This is a genomic window from Pseudostreptobacillus sp. (assembly GCF_977040545.1).
In genome coordinates, this window is the sequence record NZ_CDRRBS010000008.1 from 1 (window position 1) to 19,722 (window position 19,722).

Annotated in this window: 21 protein-coding genes and 1 pseudogene; 20 read left to right on the plus strand and 2 right to left on the minus strand. The window is 27.8% G+C overall.

The features are described from left to right. A partial coding sequence (locus ACWYO2_RS01060; protein ID WP_455514642.1) for a DDE-type integrase/transposase/recombinase occupies positions 1-310 on the minus strand: 310 nt, incomplete at its 3' end. Positions 311-435: 125 nt separating this feature from the next. On the opposite strand from ACWYO2_RS01060, the gene ACWYO2_RS01065 reads away from it, so the two are divergent. From ACWYO2_RS01065 to ACWYO2_RS01160, 20 genes and pseudogenes are all read left to right on the plus strand, one after another. Continuing rightward, on the plus strand, positions 436-570 hold the full coding sequence (locus tag ACWYO2_RS01065; protein WP_455514643.1) for a hypothetical protein: 135 nt from the start codon (positions 436-438) through the stop codon (positions 568-570). A gap of 161 nt (positions 571-731) precedes the next feature. Further along, a pseudogene (locus tag ACWYO2_RS01070) lies at positions 732-935 on the plus strand (helix-turn-helix domain-containing protein); the annotation flags it as partial. Between the two features lie 27 nt (positions 936-962). After that, complete coding sequence (locus ACWYO2_RS01075) at positions 963-1,955, plus strand: DNA cytosine methyltransferase (RefSeq protein WP_455514661.1); 993 nt, start codon at positions 963-965, stop codon at positions 1,953-1,955. Continuing rightward, the gene (locus ACWYO2_RS01080) at positions 1,955-2,767 is read left to right on the plus strand and encodes an Eco47II family restriction endonuclease (RefSeq protein ID WP_455514644.1); all 813 of its coding nucleotides are present in this window, start codon (positions 1,955-1,957) and stop codon (positions 2,765-2,767) included. Before ACWYO2_RS01075 ends, ACWYO2_RS01080 begins: the two co-directional genes overlap by 1 nt. A gap of 67 nt (positions 2,768-2,834) precedes the next feature. Continuing rightward, entirely contained in the window at positions 2,835-3,575 is a 741-nt protein-coding gene (locus ACWYO2_RS01085; protein WP_455514645.1) for a ComEC/Rec2 family competence protein, read from the plus strand. A 239-nt stretch (positions 3,576-3,814) separates the two neighbouring features. Continuing rightward, positions 3,815-4,351, plus strand: coding sequence for a hypothetical protein (locus tag ACWYO2_RS01090; protein WP_455514646.1), 537 nt, complete (start codon positions 3,815-3,817; stop codon positions 4,349-4,351). A 617-nt stretch (positions 4,352-4,968) separates the two neighbouring features. Next, positions 4,969-5,736 carry a 30S ribosomal protein S2 gene (rpsB, locus tag ACWYO2_RS01095; protein WP_455514647.1) on the plus strand — a complete coding sequence of 256 codons (768 nt, stop codon included), beginning with the start codon at positions 4,969-4,971 and terminating at the stop codon, positions 5,734-5,736. 21 nt (positions 5,737-5,757) lie between these two features. Continuing rightward, positions 5,758-6,639, plus strand: a complete 882-nt coding sequence (gene tsf / locus ACWYO2_RS01100) for a translation elongation factor Ts (protein ID WP_455514648.1) — start codon at positions 5,758-5,760, stop codon at positions 6,637-6,639. 61 nt (positions 6,640-6,700) lie between these two features. Then, entirely contained in the window at positions 6,701-7,414 is a 714-nt protein-coding gene (pyrH, locus tag ACWYO2_RS01105; protein WP_455514649.1) for a UMP kinase, read from the plus strand. Positions 7,415-7,427: 13 nt separating this feature from the next. Further along, a complete protein-coding gene (gene frr / locus ACWYO2_RS01110) occupies positions 7,428-7,985 on the plus strand; it encodes a ribosome recycling factor (protein WP_455514650.1) in 558 nt (185 codons plus the stop codon). A 1-nt stretch (position 7,986) separates the two neighbouring features. Further along, the gene (gene mreB, locus ACWYO2_RS01115; RefSeq protein ID WP_455514651.1) at positions 7,987-9,021 is read left to right on the plus strand and encodes a rod shape-determining protein MreB; all 1,035 of its coding nucleotides are present in this window, start codon (positions 7,987-7,989) and stop codon (positions 9,019-9,021) included. A 73-nt stretch (positions 9,022-9,094) separates the two neighbouring features. Next, the gene (gene tnpA, locus ACWYO2_RS01120) at positions 9,095-9,463 is read left to right on the plus strand and encodes an IS200/IS605 family transposase (RefSeq protein WP_455514662.1); all 369 of its coding nucleotides are present in this window, start codon (positions 9,095-9,097) and stop codon (positions 9,461-9,463) included. Positions 9,464-9,528: 65 nt separating this feature from the next. Continuing rightward, positions 9,529-10,692: a nucleotidyltransferase family protein gene (locus tag ACWYO2_RS01125; protein ID WP_455514652.1), complete on the plus strand. Its 1,164-nt coding sequence runs from the start codon at positions 9,529-9,531 to the stop codon at positions 10,690-10,692. Next, positions 10,692-11,612, plus strand: coding sequence for an alpha/beta hydrolase (locus ACWYO2_RS01130; RefSeq protein WP_455514653.1), 921 nt, complete (start codon positions 10,692-10,694; stop codon positions 11,610-11,612). Before ACWYO2_RS01125 ends, ACWYO2_RS01130 begins: the two co-directional genes overlap by 1 nt. Before the next feature lie 47 nt (positions 11,613-11,659). Continuing rightward, the gene (locus tag ACWYO2_RS01135) at positions 11,660-12,979 is read left to right on the plus strand and encodes an MFS transporter (protein WP_455514654.1); all 1,320 of its coding nucleotides are present in this window, start codon (positions 11,660-11,662) and stop codon (positions 12,977-12,979) included. A gap of 9 nt (positions 12,980-12,988) precedes the next feature. Beyond that, a complete protein-coding gene (locus ACWYO2_RS01140) occupies positions 12,989-13,798 on the plus strand; it encodes a transketolase (RefSeq protein ID WP_455514655.1) in 810 nt (269 codons plus the stop codon). A gap of 9 nt (positions 13,799-13,807) precedes the next feature. Then, positions 13,808-14,728, plus strand: a complete 921-nt coding sequence (locus tag ACWYO2_RS01145) for a transketolase family protein (protein ID WP_455514656.1) — start codon at positions 13,808-13,810, stop codon at positions 14,726-14,728. A gap of 14 nt (positions 14,729-14,742) precedes the next feature. Further along, positions 14,743-15,804 carry a cell division protein FtsX gene (locus ACWYO2_RS01150; protein ID WP_455514657.1) on the plus strand — a complete coding sequence of 354 codons (1,062 nt, stop codon included), beginning with the start codon at positions 14,743-14,745 and terminating at the stop codon, positions 15,802-15,804. Position 15,805: 1 nt separating this feature from the next. Then, positions 15,806-17,089 (plus strand): murein hydrolase activator EnvC family protein, encoded by a 1,284-nt coding sequence (locus ACWYO2_RS01155; protein WP_455514658.1) that lies wholly within the window; start codon positions 15,806-15,808, stop codon positions 17,087-17,089. Between the two features lie 11 nt (positions 17,090-17,100). Continuing rightward, positions 17,101-18,828, plus strand: a complete 1,728-nt coding sequence (locus ACWYO2_RS01160) for a phospho-sugar mutase (RefSeq protein ID WP_455514659.1) — start codon at positions 17,101-17,103, stop codon at positions 18,826-18,828. 56 nt (positions 18,829-18,884) lie between these two features. Here the strand turns inward: ACWYO2_RS01160 and ACWYO2_RS01165 are convergent. Continuing rightward, positions 18,885-19,722: hypothetical protein (locus ACWYO2_RS01165; RefSeq protein WP_455514660.1), on the minus strand; the 838-nt coding region annotated here is incomplete at its 5' end.

Here is a 19,722-nt window from a genome sequence, read left to right on the forward strand (position 1 = left end):
GTAATATATCAACATCATTAATATTTATATTTTTAAATGTTTTCATAACTAATTCATTATTATTATGATTGCCTATCTCATAACTTATTAACATCTTAGAATTAATATCAATTACACCACTAACGTATAGTTTACCTTCTCCAGTATTTATCTCTGTAATATCAGTAGACCATTTTTGATTATCTTTAGTAGTACTAAAATCTCTATTAAGTATATTATCTCTAAAATACTCATCACTTGATTTTTTAAATCTTTTCTTCTTAACTCTACTTGAGACATGTTGTACTAGGAGAGTTAAAGATAAAATCAAGTAAAAATTTTTTCAGGAAATTAAATGAGTATTCTAAGAATTTACAAGATCAACAAGGGGGAATAATCAAGAAACACAATTCATTATTAAAACAGTATGATGAATTGGAGCGTCTGAAAAATAATATGAATGAGTATCTTGGTAAGGATAAAACTGAAAAGAAAAAGAAATTGGTTATTGGTGCAATTAGGAAACATCAGAGCGAGGAAATAGGAACTCCTAAGGGAAAGAATAAAATATTGAAAGAGGTTGAGCGATAAATTCATGATCGGTATAGTCTTGGAATTGCACCGATTCTTTTTTAGAAAATAAAATAGAGAGAATATCTAACGATAACATGAGATTTGTTGAATAAATTGATTGTTTATGCTATAATCAAATAAACCATAACGGTGTGGTTGTGACTTTAGGAGGTGTGAAAGTGGCAGTTTGCTATAATAATCTTTGGAAATTGCTTATAGATAAAAATATGAATAAAACCGAATTAAAGGAGGCTGCAGGAATAAGCTTTAATGTAATGGCTCGTATGGGGAAAAATGTGACTATTTCTTTTGAAAGTATTGAAAAAATATGTACTGCCTTGAATTGTGATGTAGGAGACATTATTTCGGTTGCTCAAAATACAGAAACGGAAGTTAAAGCTTTTAAAACAATAGAATTGTTTGCAGGAGCAGGAGGATTGGCGTTAGGTATTGAAAAAGCAGGATTTGATACTATTGGATTGATAGAATTGGATAAAGCAGCTTCAGATACATTGAAATTTAATCGCTCTAATTGGAGGGTTATAAATGATGATATCGCTAATATATCTTGTTTAGATTTAGAGAAGTATTTTGACATAAAAAAAGGGGAGCTTGATTTATTATCAGGGGGATCTCCTTGCCAATCTTTTTCTTATGCAGGTAAAAGATTAGGGTTAGAGGATGCAAGAGGAACTTTATTTTATCATTATGCAAAGTTTTTGGATAAACTTCAACCAAAAATGTTTTTGTTTGAAAATGTTAAGGGATTGCTTACTCATGATAAGGGGCGAACATATAAGACTATTACAGATATCTTCGAGAATTCAGGATATACAATTCAGAAAAGTATATTAAATGCTTGGGATTATGGGGTAGCACAAAAAAGAGAACGTCTTATTACTATTGGAATACGAAATGATTTGATTGATAAGATACATTTTGACTTCCCTATTCCGCACAAATATAAACCTGTGTTACGTGATATACTTTTAGATTGTCCTGAAAGTGAAGGAACACCTTATTCTGAATCTAAGCGAAAAATTTTTGAATTAGTTCCTCCGGGAGGTTATTGGCGGGATATTCCAGAGGATATAGCTAAAGAATATATGAAAAGCTGTTGGTATATGGAGGGTGGTAGGACAGGTATCTTAAGGAGATTGAGCTTAGATGAACCCTCTCTGACAGTATTAACTTCGCCAAGCCAAAAGCAGACGGATCGTTGTCATCCTTTAGAGTCACGCCCTTTTACTATAAGGGAAAATGCAAGATGTCAAAGCTTTCCGGATGACTGGAAATTTTGTGGGAGCATAGGGCAACAATATAAGCAAGTTGGGAATGCTGTTCCCGTCAATTTAGCATATGATATTGCACTCAAAATAAAAGAAGCATTGGAGGAATTATAATGTGGAATTTAACTTTTATAACAGAAGAAGATTTTACAAATCATGTAAAATTTACTATTGAAAAATATGGCGAAAAATTGGAATCTTTTGATTTAAAGCGTTTTAACAAAAATATTATTGACCCGATAAAACTTATTTTTGATAAAACGGTGTATCAATCGTCATGGGAAGAAATTGTAAGTAACGAAATATTTCGTCAAAGAGATAAATCAAATAATAATGATATCGGATATTTCCATCAAAGGATTTTTCAGTATATATCAAATTGCCGTGTTCCAACTAATGGAGAAGAGGGTGGTTGGGATGTCATATATGAAAACACTAATGGAATTGAAATACCTGATGCAGGTAGTGTTCATACAGTATATGTTGAAATGAAAAACAAACATAATACGATGAACTCAGCTTCAGCGGGGAAGACGTTTATAAAAATGCAAAATCAACTTTTGAATGACGATGATTGTGCTTGCTTTTTGGTTGAAGCAATTGCACAACATTCTCAGAATATTAAATGGGAGACTACAGTTGATAAGAAAAAAGTAGGTCATAAATTAATTCGTAGAGTGAGCCTTGATAAATTTTATGCTCTTGTGACAGGACAAGAGGATGCTTTTTATCAGATGTGTATGATACTTCCGACTATAATAAAAAAAGCAGTAAAAGATTTTGAAGGAACAATTGTACCACATGATACAGTTATTGATGAATTAAAAGAAATGGCAGCTAAACAGGACATTGAGTCTGAGGATATGGCAATTGCTATGGCAGTATATATGCTTGGTTTTGGGAGTTATAGAGGTTTTAATCAATAATTTAGATGACAAAGAAATTATATGATAGAAAAAAGATTCGACAATTAATAATAGAGGTGAAATAAATATGGGTATAGTGCATTTTTTGAACGTAAATGAAGGTGCTTGTATTTGGATAAAACATCCATCTGAGCATAATACTATAATTGATATATCTAATGGGCAAGAAGTAACAAGTATGTTTGAAAATACATCTTTGCTTGGAAACCATAATCAAAAAAAACATCCTGTAAATCCAATCAAATACTTTAAGGATAGAAATGTAAGCACAATTTTTAGATTTATTCTAACGCATCCTGATATGGATCATATGGATGGGATTAAAGAACTGTTTGAAACGTTTAAAGTTTTGAATTTTTGGGATACCCAAAATACTAAAGTGATGAATAAGAATTCTGATTGGGGGAGATATAATAAAAAAGATTGGGATTTTTATCAAAAAATTAGAACGTCATCTTCATCTCCTAAGGTCTTACATCTGTATGCAGGACAAAAAGGAAAATATTATAATCAAACAGAAGATGGTAAGTCAGGGGCAGATGGGTTGTATTTGCTTGCGCCTACAACGGATTTGGTAAAAGAGGCAAATAAATCAGAAGATTATAATGATTGCTCATATGTTATTTTGTATAAAACAGGGAATAACAAAAAAATTATATTTGCTGGAGATTCAGCGAAGAAAACATGGGATTATATTTTAAAGAATTATAAAGAAGACGTAAGAGATATAGATATTTTGATAGCTCCACATCATGGTCGAAAAACTGGTGGAAATAATAAATATTTAGATGTGTTAAATCCCAATTAACATTATTTGGAAATGCAAAGAGTGAATATTTAGATTATTCATCTTGGAATAACAGAAAGTTAGATTATATTACAAATAATCAAGCAAACTGTATTATTATTAATACTAATGGTAAAAACGGAATGGATGTATATGTGACATATGAGAAATTTGCTAAAAAATGTAATCCCAAAACTTCTTATGATGAATCATATGCAGGCTGGCATATCATGACTATATAGTCCAGAGGAGATAATATTGTGGAAGAGATATTAAAACAGATAGTTGAGAAAATTTCGTCATATAATATTTTTAATAATTTATATCCAGGAGTGTTATTTATCTACCTGTCAAAATTTATATTTGAAATAAATATATTATCGGATAATTGGTTTGAAAATTTAATAGTATTCTATTTTGCTGGTATGGTATTGAGCAGGATAGGTTCAATCATAATTGAGCCTATAATGAAAAAAATTAAAATGATAAGATATGCACCTTATTCGGACTATGTAAAAGCGAGTAGTATTGAACCTTTAGATACTCTGTCAGAAGTTAACAATACATATAGAACACTGTTATCGACTTTTATTTGTGCATTTGTATGTAAATTAGGCATTACCATTAATGATATATGCCTAAAAAATAAGATTACTTTTTTACAAGAAAATAAGGATTGGATTTTCTTAATTTTGTTGATTCTATTGTTTGCATTCTCTTATGTTAAACAAACAGATTATGTGCGAAAAAGAGTAGAGTTCATATTGAGAAAAGAAAAGAAAAAGGAAACACGATAATGTACAATTACTAAATAGAATTAATCTGTAATTATCTAATCCGAGAAACATAGATAAACAAGTAGTTGACATATAATTCTTATAAATATAATGGTTTAGATTTTTTGGAGCGGAAAATTTCAAGGTGTTATAGTATCACTTTTGATACTGTTTTGATACTAAAAAACTCTAAAACCACAAATAATAGGTATAAAAATAGTTAAAAACAGAAATTGAAAAGATACTAATATAGAATTAAAGAAACAAATATGTTATGGTAATTATTGAGTGGGAGTAATAAGTAAAATTGATAAAACTTTTATTTATTAATTTTGTATCATACTTATTTTATACAATAATACTATTTTATAAAATATTTACCAAAAGAATAATACAAATGTGAAAAGAACATATACCAATTATACAAAGAAAAATACATACCTTATATAGAACATGTACTATTTTAATTTAGGGATAGATATATAAATTAGGATTTATCTTGACAAAATCAAGCTTTTAGTGTAATATATTAAGGTAAAAAACACACCTCGTTTTTTTTAGTTGTAGGGTGCTAAATAATTTTAGATTTGCAACTAAACAAAGGTGGATGAAAAAACCAAAATTTTAAGGAGGACATTATGTCAGTAATTTCAATGAAAGAATTATTAGAAGTAGGAGCACACTTTGGTCACCAAGCTAAAAGATGGAACCCTAAAATGAAACCGTATATTTATGCAGAAAGAAACGGTCTTCATATATTAGATTTACAACAAACTTTAACATCTACAGAGAAAGCTTATGAATTTGTAAGAGAAATAGCTTCAGAAGGTGGAAAAGTATTATTCGTAGGAACTAAAAAACAAGCTCAAGAAGCAATGAAAGAAGAAGCTGAAAGAAGTGGTGGATTCTATGTTAACCAAAGATGGTTAGGAGGACTTTTAACTAACCTTGAAACTATCAAAAAAAGAGTTAAGAAATTAAAAGAATTAGAAGCAATGGATGCTGATGGAACTTTAGATACAGCATATACTAAAAAAGAAGCAGCTCTTTTAAGAAAAGAAATGGCTAAACTTCAAAAAAATGTTGGTGGAATTAAAGAAATGGAAAAATTACCTGCAGCATTATTCGTAGTAGATATTAAAAAAGAATTCTTAGCTTTAGAAGAAGCAGCTAAACTTGGTATACCAGTTATAGCTTTAATAGATAGTAACGTAGATCCAGATTTAGTAACTTACAGAATACCTGCAAATGATGATGCTATAAGATCAATAAAATTATTTGCAAGAGTAATTTCTAATGCAGTAGTTGAAGCAAATGGAGGACAAGAAGAATTTGCTACTTCTGATTTAGAAACAGCAGAAGTTTTAGAAGAAAATTTCGTAGTTGAAAAAGAAGAATTAGAATAATAGAAAGTGGAGGTTATTAAAATGGCAGTATCTGCAGCAGCAATAAAAGAATTAAGAGAAAGAACAGGAGCAGGAATGCTTGACTGTAAAAAAGCTTTAGAAGCAAATGATGCTAATATTGAAAAATCAATAGACTGGTTAAGAGAAAAAGGTATAGCTAAAGCAGCTAAAAAATCAGGAAGAGTAGCAGCAGAAGGATTAGTATTTGGTGGAGAACATGGAAATGTTGGTGTTATCTTAGAATTTAATTCAGAAACTGATTTCGTTGCTAAAAATGCTGATTTCGTTGCATTTGGAAATACTTTAGTTGAATTAGCTTTAGATAAAAAACCATCTACAGTAGAAGAGTTAAAAGCTTTACCTTTAAATGGTGGAACTGTAGAATCTGAATTAACAGAATTAATAGCTAAAATAGGAGAAAACTTAAACATTAGAAGATTAGCTTTAGTTGAAACTGAAGGATTTGTAGTTAACTACATTCACTTAGGTGGAAAAATTGGAGTTTTAGTTAATGTTAAAGGTGAAAGAACAGATGAAAATGTAGAAAAAGCTCATGGAGTAGCTATGCATATAGCAGCTATGGATCCTTCTTACTTAAGAAGAGAAGAAGTAACAGCTGATGATTTAGAAAGAGAAAAAGAAATTGCTAGACATCAGTTAGAACAAGAAGGAAAACCAGCAGCTATAATTGAAAAAATATTAGATGGTAAAATGAGAAAATTCTATGAAGAAAATACATTACTTGAACAAAAATATGTAAGAGATGATAAAGTTTCTATTAAAGAATTTATGGCACCAGCTGAAATAATTTCATTCTTTAGATTTAAAGTTGGAGAAGGAATAGAAAAAGAAGAAACAGACTTTGCAGCAGAAGTTGCAGCACAAATAGCAAGTTCAAAATAAATAGATATATTGGAAAGAGTTTAATGTTATTAAACTCTTTCTTAATAAATGGAGGAATTTAATGTTAAAGTATAAAAGAATATTACTTAAATTAAGTGGGGAAGCACTTGCAGGAAATAAGAATTTTGGATACTCTGATGAGGTTTTAGATAGTTTTGCTAAACAAATAAAACAAATACATTCTCAAGGGGCAGAACTTGCTATAGTTATAGGGGGAGGAAATATATTTAGAGGGAAACTTGGTGAAAAAGCAGGAATGGATAGATCAACAGGTGATACTATGGGTATGCTTGCTACGGTTATGAATGCACTTGCACTTCAAACAATGATAGAAAAATATGGAGTTCCGACAAGAGTTTTAACAGCTATATCTATGCCACAAGTTGCAGAACCATATATTAGAAGAAGAGCAATAAGACATTTAGAAAAAGGAAGAGTTGTAATATTTGCCGCAGGTGTTGGAAGTCCATATTTTACAACTGATTCAGGTGGAGCATTAAGAGCTATAGAAATAAATGCTGATGTATTAGCTAAAGGAACTAAGGTTGATGGTATCTATGATAAAGATCCTGCTAAATATGATGATGCAATTAAGTATGAAAATATTACATTTACTGAAGCATTAACTCAAAATTTACAAGTAATGGATGCTACAGCACTTTCTTTATGTAGAGAAAATAATATGCCGGTAGTTGTATTTAATGCCTTAAAAGAAGGGAATATGAATAAACTTGTAAATGGAGAAAATATAGGAACAAAAGTATATAATAAATAAAGAGGGAGTAAATATGCTAGATGAATTATTATTAGAATTAGAAGAAAAAATGGGGAAAACTTTAGAAAGTACAAAAAATCAATTTTTACATATTAGAGCAGGTCGTGCTAATGTTTCAATGATAGATGGTGTAACTGTTGACTATTATGGTCAAATGTCACCTTTAAATCAAGTTGGGACAGTATCAGCTCCTGAAGCTAGATTACTTGTTATAGATCCTTGGGATAAATCTTTAATACCAACTATAGAAAAAGCTATACTTGCAGCGAATATAGGGTTCACACCTTCAAATGATGGTAAAATTATCAGACTTGTAGTACCTGAACTTACAGAAGAAAGAAGAAAAGAATATGTAAAACTTGCTAAAAAAGAAGCAGAAGAAGGAAAAGTAGCGGCAAGAAATATTAGAAAAGATTTTAATAATAAAGTTAGAAAATTAGAAAAAGATTCAGAAATAACTGAAGATGAATTGAAACAAACTGAAGATAAAATACAAAAATTAACTGATAAAATAATAGCGTCTATTGATGAATTGTTAAATAAAAAAGAAAAAGAATTATTAAGTATATAGTATGTTTAATAGATTTATTAATTTTTTTAGAGTAAAAAAACAAATATCAATAGATTTAGGTACCTCTAATATTTTGTTTTATGATAAACAAAAAGGTAAGATAGTTCTTAATGAACCATCAGTTATAGTTATAGATAAAAAAACTCGTGAAGTAGTTGCAGTGGGGCAGGAAGCAAGAAGTATGTTAGGTAAAAATCCTGATAGTATAGAAGTTATAAAACCTCTTAGAGATGGTGTTATATCAGATCTTGATTCAACTCGTCTTATGCTCTCAATATTTATGAAAAAACTTTATGGATATTCGTTATTTAAACCGGAAGTGATAATCTGTGTTCCTATTGAAGTAACAACTGTAGAAAAACGTGCTTTATTTAATTCTATAGATGATGCTAAAAGAATTTTTTTAATAGAAGAAGGGCGTGCAGCTCTTATGGGGACAGGTATAGATATATCACATCCTAATGGGAATATAGTAATAGATATAGGAGGAGGTTCTACTGATATTGCAATATTATCCCTTGATGAAATAGTTGTATCAAAATCTATAAGAATAGCGGGTAATAGATTAGATGAAGATATAGTTAAGTATGTTAAGAATAATCTTGGTATAAATATAGGGGAAAAAACTGCAGAAAATATAAAAAAAGAATTAGCTACTGCTATAAAAGTTCCAGATTCAGAGAATAAAAGTATGATAATAAAGGGATTAGATATTTTAACTAAAAGTCCAGTTGAAAGAAAAATATCTTCTAATGAAGTTCAAGAAGCTATAATATCTTCTCTTAAAGATATATTATCATCTGTTAGGGAGGTTTTAGGTAAATGTCCTCCGGAATTATCATCAGATATATTGGATAATGGAATAATATTAACTGGTGGAGGTTCTTTGATTAAAAGTTTTGACAAACTTATAGAAAATAGTGTTAATGTTAAGGTTAATATTCCTGAAAATCCTTTAGATTCAGTTGTTATTGGTGGAGCTTATGCTTTTAATAACAAAAAATTATTAGCCACATTATTAGTAAAGGAAAATTAAAATGGAAATATATGGAAATAATCATTCTGTATTTGCGCTATATTATCAATTGGTGCTTGTTACTAAAAATAGAATGCCGATATTTAATGATGAGATAGTAAATTTTAATATAGAAAAATTTAAACAATTATCTAAACCTTATTTAATAGAGATTTATGATTATAGCTACGAAGCAGATCATATGCATATAAAGTTTAAAGCACACCCTAAAAGTGAAATTTCTAAGTTTATTAATGCTTATAAAAGTTCGACTTCTAGATTAATAAAAAAAGAATTTAAAAATGTAGAGGCAGAAGATGGTTTATGGGAAAAAACTTATTTTTTAATAACAGAAGGTGTTCCTAGTAAGGATATGATAATGCATTATATTAAAACTAAGATAAAATGTGATATAGTAGATCATAATTGCGATGTATGCCATTGTAATCATGATCATAAATAGTTGAGGACTTAAGTCCTCTTTTTATTTTTTTTAAATTTTGCTATACTATAAACATGGAGGTGTATGTGGTTAAGAATATGAAAGTAGGTGTAGTAGCTGAATTTAATCCATTTCATAATGGACATCAATATCAAATAGATAAGATAAATGAAATGAATCCTACAATTAAAATTGCAGTTGTTAGTGGTAATTTTGTGCAAAGAGGAGAACTTTCAATTTTAAATAAGTTTGAAAAGGCATTTATTGCTGTAGAGAATGGATATGATTTAGTAGTTGAACTTCCTTGTTATTATTCTATACAAAATGCAGAAGTTTTTGGGATATTTTCAACTAAAATATTAGAAAAACTTGGTGTTGAACTTCAGGTTTTTGGTGTAGAAAATGATGATTTAAAAACATTTGTTAAAGTTATAGAATTACAAAAAACTGAAACATATTCATTAAAATTAAAAGAATTACAAAAAAAAGGTTTTAGTTATACAAGTTCTCACCAAAAAATATTGGAGGAATTAGGGTATGAAAATTGGTATAAATCTAATAACATATTAGCAATATCATATATTAAATCTATAATAGAAAATTCTATGAAATTGAGATATTATCCTATTAAAAGAAAAAATGTAGATTATAATGATGATAAAATATTAGGTAATATAGCCTCAGCTAGTTTTATTAGAGAAAATTATAATAAACAAGATGTTAATAAATTGATACCGAGTAACACAAAAGAAGTTTTAGAAAGTAAAAATATTGATTTTGAAAATATTGAAGATAGAATTTTTGAACTTTTTAAATATATGTTCAATGTTAAATCAAAGAATGAAATAATAAAAGTATATGATTATAATGATAGTATATATAATAGGATAAAAAAAAATTTAGTAGCAAACAGTAGTAAAGAATTTTTTAGAAAAATAGTTTCTAGAAATATTAGTAAAAATAGAGTAAAAAGGCTAATTTTAAATCTTTTGCTCGATATACAAAATGAGGATATAGATAAAGAAGCTGATATTGAATATATTAGAGTTCTTGCTATGAATGATAATGGAAGAACTTTAATTAAATCTCTTAAAGATAAAAATATTCCTATATTTGTTAATTGGAAAGATATAGAAAAAAATTATTCAAATCATAAGATAAAAATTGAGAAGAATGCTTTTTTATTATATGAATTATTAAAAAGAGAAAAGGAAAAATTAAATGTAATATATTTGAAAGGGGAGAATTGATGTTTGGGTTGACAAAGTTTTTTATAAATAAAATAGAAGTTTATAAAAGAGTCACTTTAGAAAAATCTCTTAATGATGTAACTAAAAGTAAAAATAGATTTATATGTGGTAAATATTCTCCTAAATCATTTGATATGGAGTATAGTGAAATTGAGTATAAATCAGATGATATACATTTATTTGGATGGTATATACCGGTTGAGGGTGCAACTAAAACTATAATTATATCTCATGGTAGAAATAATAATAGGATATTTAGTTTGAAATTTTTACAACTTTTTAAAGATATGCAACTTGATGAAAAGTATAATATATTTTTACCAGATTTAAGAAATTCGGGTAAATCTGATGAAGCTAGAACAGCATTTGGTTATTATTTTGCAAGGGATATATTTAATACTACAAAGATGTTAAAAGAGAAATTTAACACTAAAAATTTTATACTTTATGGATTTTCTCAAGGAGGTATGGGTTCTGCATTAGTTCCTTATTTATATAAAGAAGAATTAAAAAATGAAGAGATCTGTATAGAAAAATTAATACTTGATTCTCCGGTATCAAATGTAAAACAGATACTTCTTATAAATTCAAAAATTGGAAAAATTAAAATACCTAGATTTTTTGTAGAATATATACATTCTATATTTAATTACAGAATAGATAATATGTTATCTAAATTAAGGTTATCAGAAATTTTAGGATTAGTCCCTACATTAATATTACAATCAGAAAAAGATGAAGCAACACCATATAGTATAATTAAAGATGAATATGAAAAGCTAAAAAATAAAATACTAGATAATAAAGATATTATTAAACCTCAGTTTAAAGCCTTTAGAAAAGGTCAACATGTTAGAATATATCTTCAATATAAGTGGGAGTATACAAATTCAATTCAAAATTTTTTGAATTTTAAGTAAAATATGCTAAAATATAATGTAATAAATTAAATAATAAAGGAGACTACATGAATAAAAAATTAAATAAAGCAACATATATTTTTTATGGTCTAGGTGTTGGTTATTTCATGTTAGATCAAATATTTAATCAGTGGGTGCAATATTTTTATTTGCCTTCATCAACTACGATAGAAAAGTATGGAATTAAACCTATAATTCCAGTTTCTATGCTTGTTATCGCTTTCCTTATAATGCGTTTAGTTGATGCTTTTACAGATCCTTTAGTAGGATATCTATCTGATAACTCTAAATCTAGGTTAGGAAGAAGATCTGTATATATGTTAGTTGGATTACTACCCTTAGTATTTTCAACAATACTATTTTTCGTTCCTATAAGTAATTCTGTGATAATTTCAACTATATATTTATCGGTTGTAGGTAGTGTATATTTTACAGGATATACTTTAGTAGGAGGACCATATAATGCTCTTCTTGCAGATTTATCTTCAAGTAAAAGCGAAAGATTAAATCTTTCAACTATACAATCAGTTTTTAGATTGATTTTTACAGCTATACCTTTAATATTTAGTTCATTAGTGTTAGATGTTTTAATAAAAAAAGGTTATAGTTTTGATATGGCTATGCGTATTATGGTAACAATATTTTCTGTTATTTCAGGAATATTGGTACTTGTTTCTGTGTTTGGTATTAAGGAAAATAAAAATGCAAATAGAGTAGAAAATCAAGAACATATTAAATTTTCAACATCTGTTTCGTATTTGAGAAATAAAGAAATATTATTATATTTTATAGGATTTTTCTTTTTCTTTTCAGGATTTAATATAATACGTAATTCTATAATATATTATGTTACTGGAATATTAGGACAACCTGAAAAGGCTTCTATGATACCAACAGCTCTGCTTTTCTTGGTATCAGCTATATTTTTCCCAATTACTAAAAAATTGTGTGAAAAATATGAATATAGACAAGTTATGTTATTAGATTTATTATTAATATTTGTCGGAGTAGTTTTATTAATACTACTAGGAGAAAAAAATATATACATATTCTATTTCTCTTTTGTTGTAGTTGGTATGGGTGTAAGTGGTTCTGCCTTTATATTCCCTCCTGCAATGTTAAGTGAAATATCTAATAAAATATATGAAAAAGATAAGTTAAGAATTGAAGGAATGATGTTTGGAATACAAGGATTATTTTTAAAACTTGCTATGCTTATTCAAATTGTTACAACAACACTACTATTAACTCTAGGTACAAATAATGGTGGTGCTACTAAATATGGTATACTAGCAACATTATTTGTTGCATTAATCTTTTTAGTTATATCATTTATTTGTTATTATTTAAAAAAAAGTGAAATATAGGAGGAATTTATGGAAATTTTAGAATTAAAAGAAATTTCAAAAAACATTAGAAGAAATATTGTAGAAATGGTATATCATGCAAAATCTGGACATCCTGGAGGGTCACTTTCTATAGCAGATTTATTAACAGTTCTATATTTTGAAGAAATGAAATTAGATCCATCTGATGCAAGATCACCTAAAAGAGATAGATTTGTATTATCAAAAGGACATGCAGCTCCTGCAATATATGCTACTTTAATGGAAAAGGGCTATGTTGATAAATCTTTAGTTACAGAACTTAGAAAATTCGGCTCACCTCTTCAAGGACATCCTGATCTTAAAAAACTACCAGGAATAGATATGTCTACTGGATCTTTAGGACAAGGATTATCAGCAGCTCAAGGTATGGCAATATCAGCTAAGATTTCAAATGACGATTTCAGAGTATATGCTATATTAGGTGATGGAGAATTACAAGAAGGTCAAGTATGGGAAGCATTTATGTCTGCACCTCATTTTGGATTAGATAATTTAGTTGCTATAGTTGATTCAAACGATTTACAAATAGATGGGAATGTATCAAAAGTTATGCCAGTTGAACCATTAACTGATAAATTTAAAGCATTTAATTGGCATGTAATTAATATTGATGGTCATAATTTTGAAGAAATTAGAAAAGCTTTAGAAGAAGCTCGTAATACTAAAGGAAAACCAACAGTTATTATAGCAAAAACAGTTAAAGGTAAAGGTGTTTCATTTATGGAAAATAATGCAGGTTGGCATGGTAAAGCACCTAATAAAGAAGAATTTGAAAAAGCTATGGAAGAATTAAAATAGGAGGATAATATGAAAGCTACAAGACAAGCCTATGGAGAGGCATTAGTAAAATTAGGTAAAGAAAACGATAAGGTTGTAGTATTAGAGGCTGATTTATCTAAATCAACTATGACAACTTTTTTCCAAAAAGAATTTCCAGAAAGACATATAAATGTAGGGATAGCAGAGGCTAATTTAATAGGAACAGCAGCAGGGCTTGCAACTACTGGTAAAATACCATTTGCATCAACTTTTGCTATGTTTGCTGCAGGACGTGCTTTTGATCAAATAAGAAATTCAGTTGCATATCCTAAATTGAATGTTAAAATTTGTCCTACACATGCAGGTATATCTTTAGGAGAAGATGGAGGATCACATCAATCAGTTGAAGATATAGCATTAATGCGTGCAATACCTGGTATGGTAGTTTTACAACCAGCAGATGCAACAGAAACAGAAAAAATTATTTTTGCAGCAGCTAAATATGAAGGGCCTGTTTATGTAAGACTTGGAAGATTACCAGTTGCTGATATATATACAGAAGATTATAATTTTGAAATAGGGAAAGCAAGTACATTAACTCAAGGTAATGATGTTGCTATTATTGCAACAGGTCTTTTAGTTGGTGAAGCTTTAAAAGCACAAGAAATATTAAAGGAAAAAGGTATAAATGTAAGAGTAATAAATATGTCTACAATTAAACCTTTAGATGAGGAAGTAGTTTTAAAAGCTGCACGTGAATGTAAATTAGTAATAACTAGTGAAGAACATTCAATTATAGGTGGACTTGGAAGTGCAGTTAGTGAATATCTTTCATCAGTAAATCCAGTTAAAGTTATTAGACATGGTATAAATGATGTATTTGGTCAAAGTGCTGATGGAAATGTTATGTTAGATAAATACGGTTTAAGAGCTGATAATTTAGTGGAACTAGTTCTTAAAAACATATAGTTTCAGGAGGAAAAATGTTGAAAAAAATATTAATAGGGGTTTGGGATAATATAAAAACAGAATTGGGTACTTTTTTTGCTTCGTTGATATCATTAGTTTTAATATTTACACTAATAAATATGTTTTTATTCGGAGCTATAAATCTTAATATATATAGAATAAAGGCTGAAAACTCAAATCAAGCTATAATATATGTAGAAAATTTAGACGATGATAAAAGAGCAGAATTTGAAAATAAGGTTAAAAATATAGAAGGTATATCAGAAATACAGTATGTATCTAAACAAACTGCACTTGACAATATTTCTAAAGAATTAAATGTTGATTTAAATGGTGATGATAATCCTTTAGAAGATTCATATTTCGTATTTATTAAAAAAGGAGCAAATGTAGATAATTTAAGAGTAGATTTAGAATCTTTAAGTGAGATAACTTCAATGGATTTAAGAGAAGATGTAATAACTAAAACTTTTAATTTTAGTAATGGATTAGATTCATTTATTAAATATGCAAGTGTTTCTTTAGCGATATTTGCATTTATAATGATATACACTATATCTATATCAAATGTTAAAACAAGAAAAACAGAAATATATAGTAATTTAATTAAAGGACACTCTAAGTTATTTATTAGAACAACATTCTTTATTGAATCAGTTATTAATATTCTAATATCTGGAGGTCTAAGTTACTTTGCATATACGTATATAAGAACAAATGCCATAGGATTAGTTCAAACGGCTTTTGGTGAAGATGTACAAATAGCACCTATGAATCAAGAAATTCAAGTTTTATTAGTAGTTATACTTTTAACTATATTTCTTTCTTTGATAATTAATTATATCTTATTAGGTAAGTATTTTAGAATATCTTATTACGAAAAATTATATAAATTAGAAGCTAAAGAACTAGAAGAGGCTTTTGAACAAGTAGAAGAAATAGAATCTAAAGAAGAAAATGAAATTAAAGAAGAAGTTGAAGAATCTAATAAATTAACAGAAATTGAAAAATTAAAAAATATGATACATTCAAATAATGATATGAGTGAATTTGAAGAAACAGGTAAGGAGGATTAAAATGAAGAAAAGTATACTAATTTTAAGTATATTCTCATTACTCTCTTTTTCAAATTCTACAAGCATAGAAAAAAATCAAAAGAGAATTACACAAATTGATTCTCAAGTTAAAGAAAATACTAATAAAATTAATACTAATAATACAAAAATTAGTACAGCACAAAAGGATGAAGCTTTGGCTAAAAAAGAAGTTGCAAATCTTAATGTCTTAATAAGTAAATTACAAAAAGAATTTGATGATATAGAAGCACAATATGTTCTTCTTTTACAAAGTATAGGAAAGAGTACAAAAGAAATAAATGAAAGTATTATAAAGATAGAAGATAGTAATCAAAAAATTACAGAAGGTAAGACTAGTTATAAAAATAAAATAAAAGTTTGGAATAAAGTTATAAACTCTAATGTTCTGACTAAATCTTTAAATACAGCACAAAATGCTAAAAAACAACATGATTTAAATAAAATATTAGGGCAAGAACAAACTAAAATTAAAAATATAGAGTCATATAAATCACAAGTTGAAGTACATAAAAAAAATGAAGAAAAAGCTAAAAATGAAAAAGAAATAAAAGCAAAAGCTGTAGAAAAAACTAAGAAAGAATTAGAAGCTAAGAGAACAGAGTTGAGAGTTGCTAAAGATAAAAAAGATAAGGCAGTTAAAAATTTACAATATATTCAAAGTTCGCTTAAAAACGAAAATAAAAAAATTGAAAAAACAAATAATAATTTAATTGCTGAGAAAAAAAGACTAAATCAACAAATTAGTGCAATTATAGCAGCTGCTAAGAAAAGAGAAGAAGAAGCAAGAAGAAGAGCTGAACAAGCTGCTAAAGCAAATGCAGCTAAAAATAATACAAATACAAGTTCTAAAACTTCAACTACTACAACACCAAAAGAAGTAGAAGTAGTTAGAGGTACAGGACAGTTTATAATGCCTATAAATGGAACTATAGTAGTTCATTATGGACAAGAAAAGAGTCCAGGTCTTGTAAGTAAAGGTATAGAAATTAGAGGAAGTTTAGGTCCAAGTGTTAAAGCATCTGATACTGGAAGTGTACTTTATTCAGGGTCATTAAAAGGATTAGGAGCAGTAATAATGATAGATCATGGTAATTTTATAACGGTTTATGGAAATCTTGCTTCAGTAAAAGTTGCAAGTGGGACAAAGGTAACTAAAGGACAAGTTATAGGTACTTTAGGAAGAGAAAGTATAACAAAAGAACCAAATCTATACTTTGAAGTTAGAAAAGGTGTAAATTACGTAAATCCAGCTAGTTATTTATAAGGAGGATAAAAATGGATTATATGAGTAAATATAATGAGTGGTTAAATTATGAAGGGTTAGATCAAGATTTAAGAAAACAATTAGTAGAAATGGCAAATGATAGTTCTGAAATTGAAGATAGATTTTATCAAGAATTAGAATTTGGAACAGCAGGGTTAAGAGGAAAACTTGGTGCAGGAACTAATAGAATGAATAAATATGTAATAGCTCGTGCAACTCAAGCTTTGGCTAATGTTATTAAAAGTTATGGACAAGAATCTATGGATAAAGGTGTTGCTTTTGCACATGATTGTAGAATTTTTTCACCAGAATTTGCAGAACTTGCAGCTTTAGTAATGGCAAGCAATGGAATTAAAGCTTATCTTTTTGAAAGCTTAAGACCAACACCAGAGCTTTCATATACTATTAGATATTATAAATGTATATCTGGAATAAATATAACAGCAAGTCACAATCCTAAAGATTATAATGGATATAAAGTTTATTGGGAAGAAGGTTCACAAATTAAATCAAATATTTCAGATGCAGTTTTCAATGAAATAGCTAAACTTGATATATTTGCTTCTTATGTAAACTTAACTCGTGAAGAAGCAATAGAAAAAGGATTACTTCAAATAATAGGTAAAGAAGTAGATGAAGCTTTCTATACTGAGGTTATGAATACTTCTTTAAGAACAAGTGATGAGCTAGATATGAGTATTAAACTTGTATATACTCCATTAAATGGAGCTGGTAATATACCTGTAAGAACTGTTCTTGAAAGAAAAGGATATAAAAATGTATATGTAGTTAAAGAACAAGAATTACCTGATGGAACTTTCCCAACACTTGTTTATCCTAATCCAGAAGATTTAAAAGCATTTGAATATTCTGAAAAATTAGCACATAGTGTTGATGCAGATATTTTAATTGCAACAGATCCAGATTGTGATAGATTAGCAGTTGAAGTAATGCATAATGGTAAAGTAGTTGCATTAAATGGGAACCAAACAGGAGTTTTATTAATTAATTATATAGTTTCAACTATGCAAGAAAAAAATATATTCCCAAGTAATCCGGTTATAGTTAAATCTATAGTTACAGGTGAAATGGGAGAAGCAGTAGCTAAAAAATATGGTATAGAAGTTATAAATGTATTAACAGGATTTAAGAATATTTGTGCTATAGCTAATCAATATGAAGTTTCAAAAGAAAAAAACTATATCTTTGGATATGAAGAAAGTATAGGATATAATATAGGAACATTCTTGAGAGATAAAGATGGAGTAAGTTCTTCTCTTATGTTAACTGAGATGGCAGCTTACTATAAGAAACAAGGTAAAACTTTAATAGATGTTTTAAATGAATTATTTGAAGAATATGGATATTATAAAGAAAAAGGAATTTCAGTTGTTCTTGAAGGATTAGAAGGTCAAAAGAGAATTAAGAGAATGATGGTAGAATTTAGAAATATATTCCCAAGAGAAATAAAAGGAACTAAACTTGTTGAAATAACAGATTATAATATACAAGAAAAAACAAATTTAATTACTGGAGAAAAATCAAAGATTGATATAGAAAAAACAGATGCAATTAAATTTGCATATGAAGATGGAAGTTGGTATACATTAAGACCATCAGGAACTGAACCAAAAATTAAATTATACATTTATGTAAAAGATGATGTTGAATCAGTTTCAAAAGAAAAATTAGAAGTATTTGAAAAAGAAGTATTAGAAATTTTATACAGTATTAAATAGACAAAATAAAAAGGAGCTGCTAAGAAGTATTATTTTCTTTGGCAGTTCCTTTTTTATTAAAATACAAAACCTAAACTTAAACCATTTCTTATAAAGAAACCATCTATATCTACACCTTTAAATGATATAGGTATAAAAAGATGATATCCTATTTTAATGTTATTGGTAGGATAAATATACATATTAGTTCCAAATTTAAAGTAATTTTTAGAAATATCCCAACGTGAAACACCTGTTTTTTCTTCTTTTTCAAAAGTATTTTCTATATCATCAATTAAATATTTAGAATATTTAGAAATATCGATAGAACTACCAGCTGGTATATTATCAAATTCTTCGTTACCAGTTTTAGGTGCGTTTTTTGATTTTATAAGTAATCCATTTTTATCACGTTTAAAGACCATTAGTTTTATAGGTTCAGGTTCCTTATTTATACCATTTTTATTAACATATCTTGTAGCTGAAACATCTTTATAATCTATATATCTATAAATCCCTTCCCAACCTAAGAAAACATTAGATTCTAACCAACTAGTTAAATTATTTTTAATATTTATATCAAATTTTGGAGTTAATATATGTCTTGTATAATCTATATTAGTTTTGGTAATATATTCTACAGAATTTTCCATAGTTCCAGGAAATTCTTTACTTTGAGAAGGTCTAGTATGAGGATGTATCCAAGTTTTACCATCTATAGTTCCAGCATTATGGTAGAAATATTTTAAGTAATCAGTTTCTATACTATCAAAATGTATATTATCTTGAATATACCCTAAACTTATTCCCATATCTATATTATTATTAATATAGTTAAATTGAGTATTTATAATATTTTGATTTAAAATACTATTGGTGTTAATTTTAGTATCAAATCTATATCTTTTATGTAAA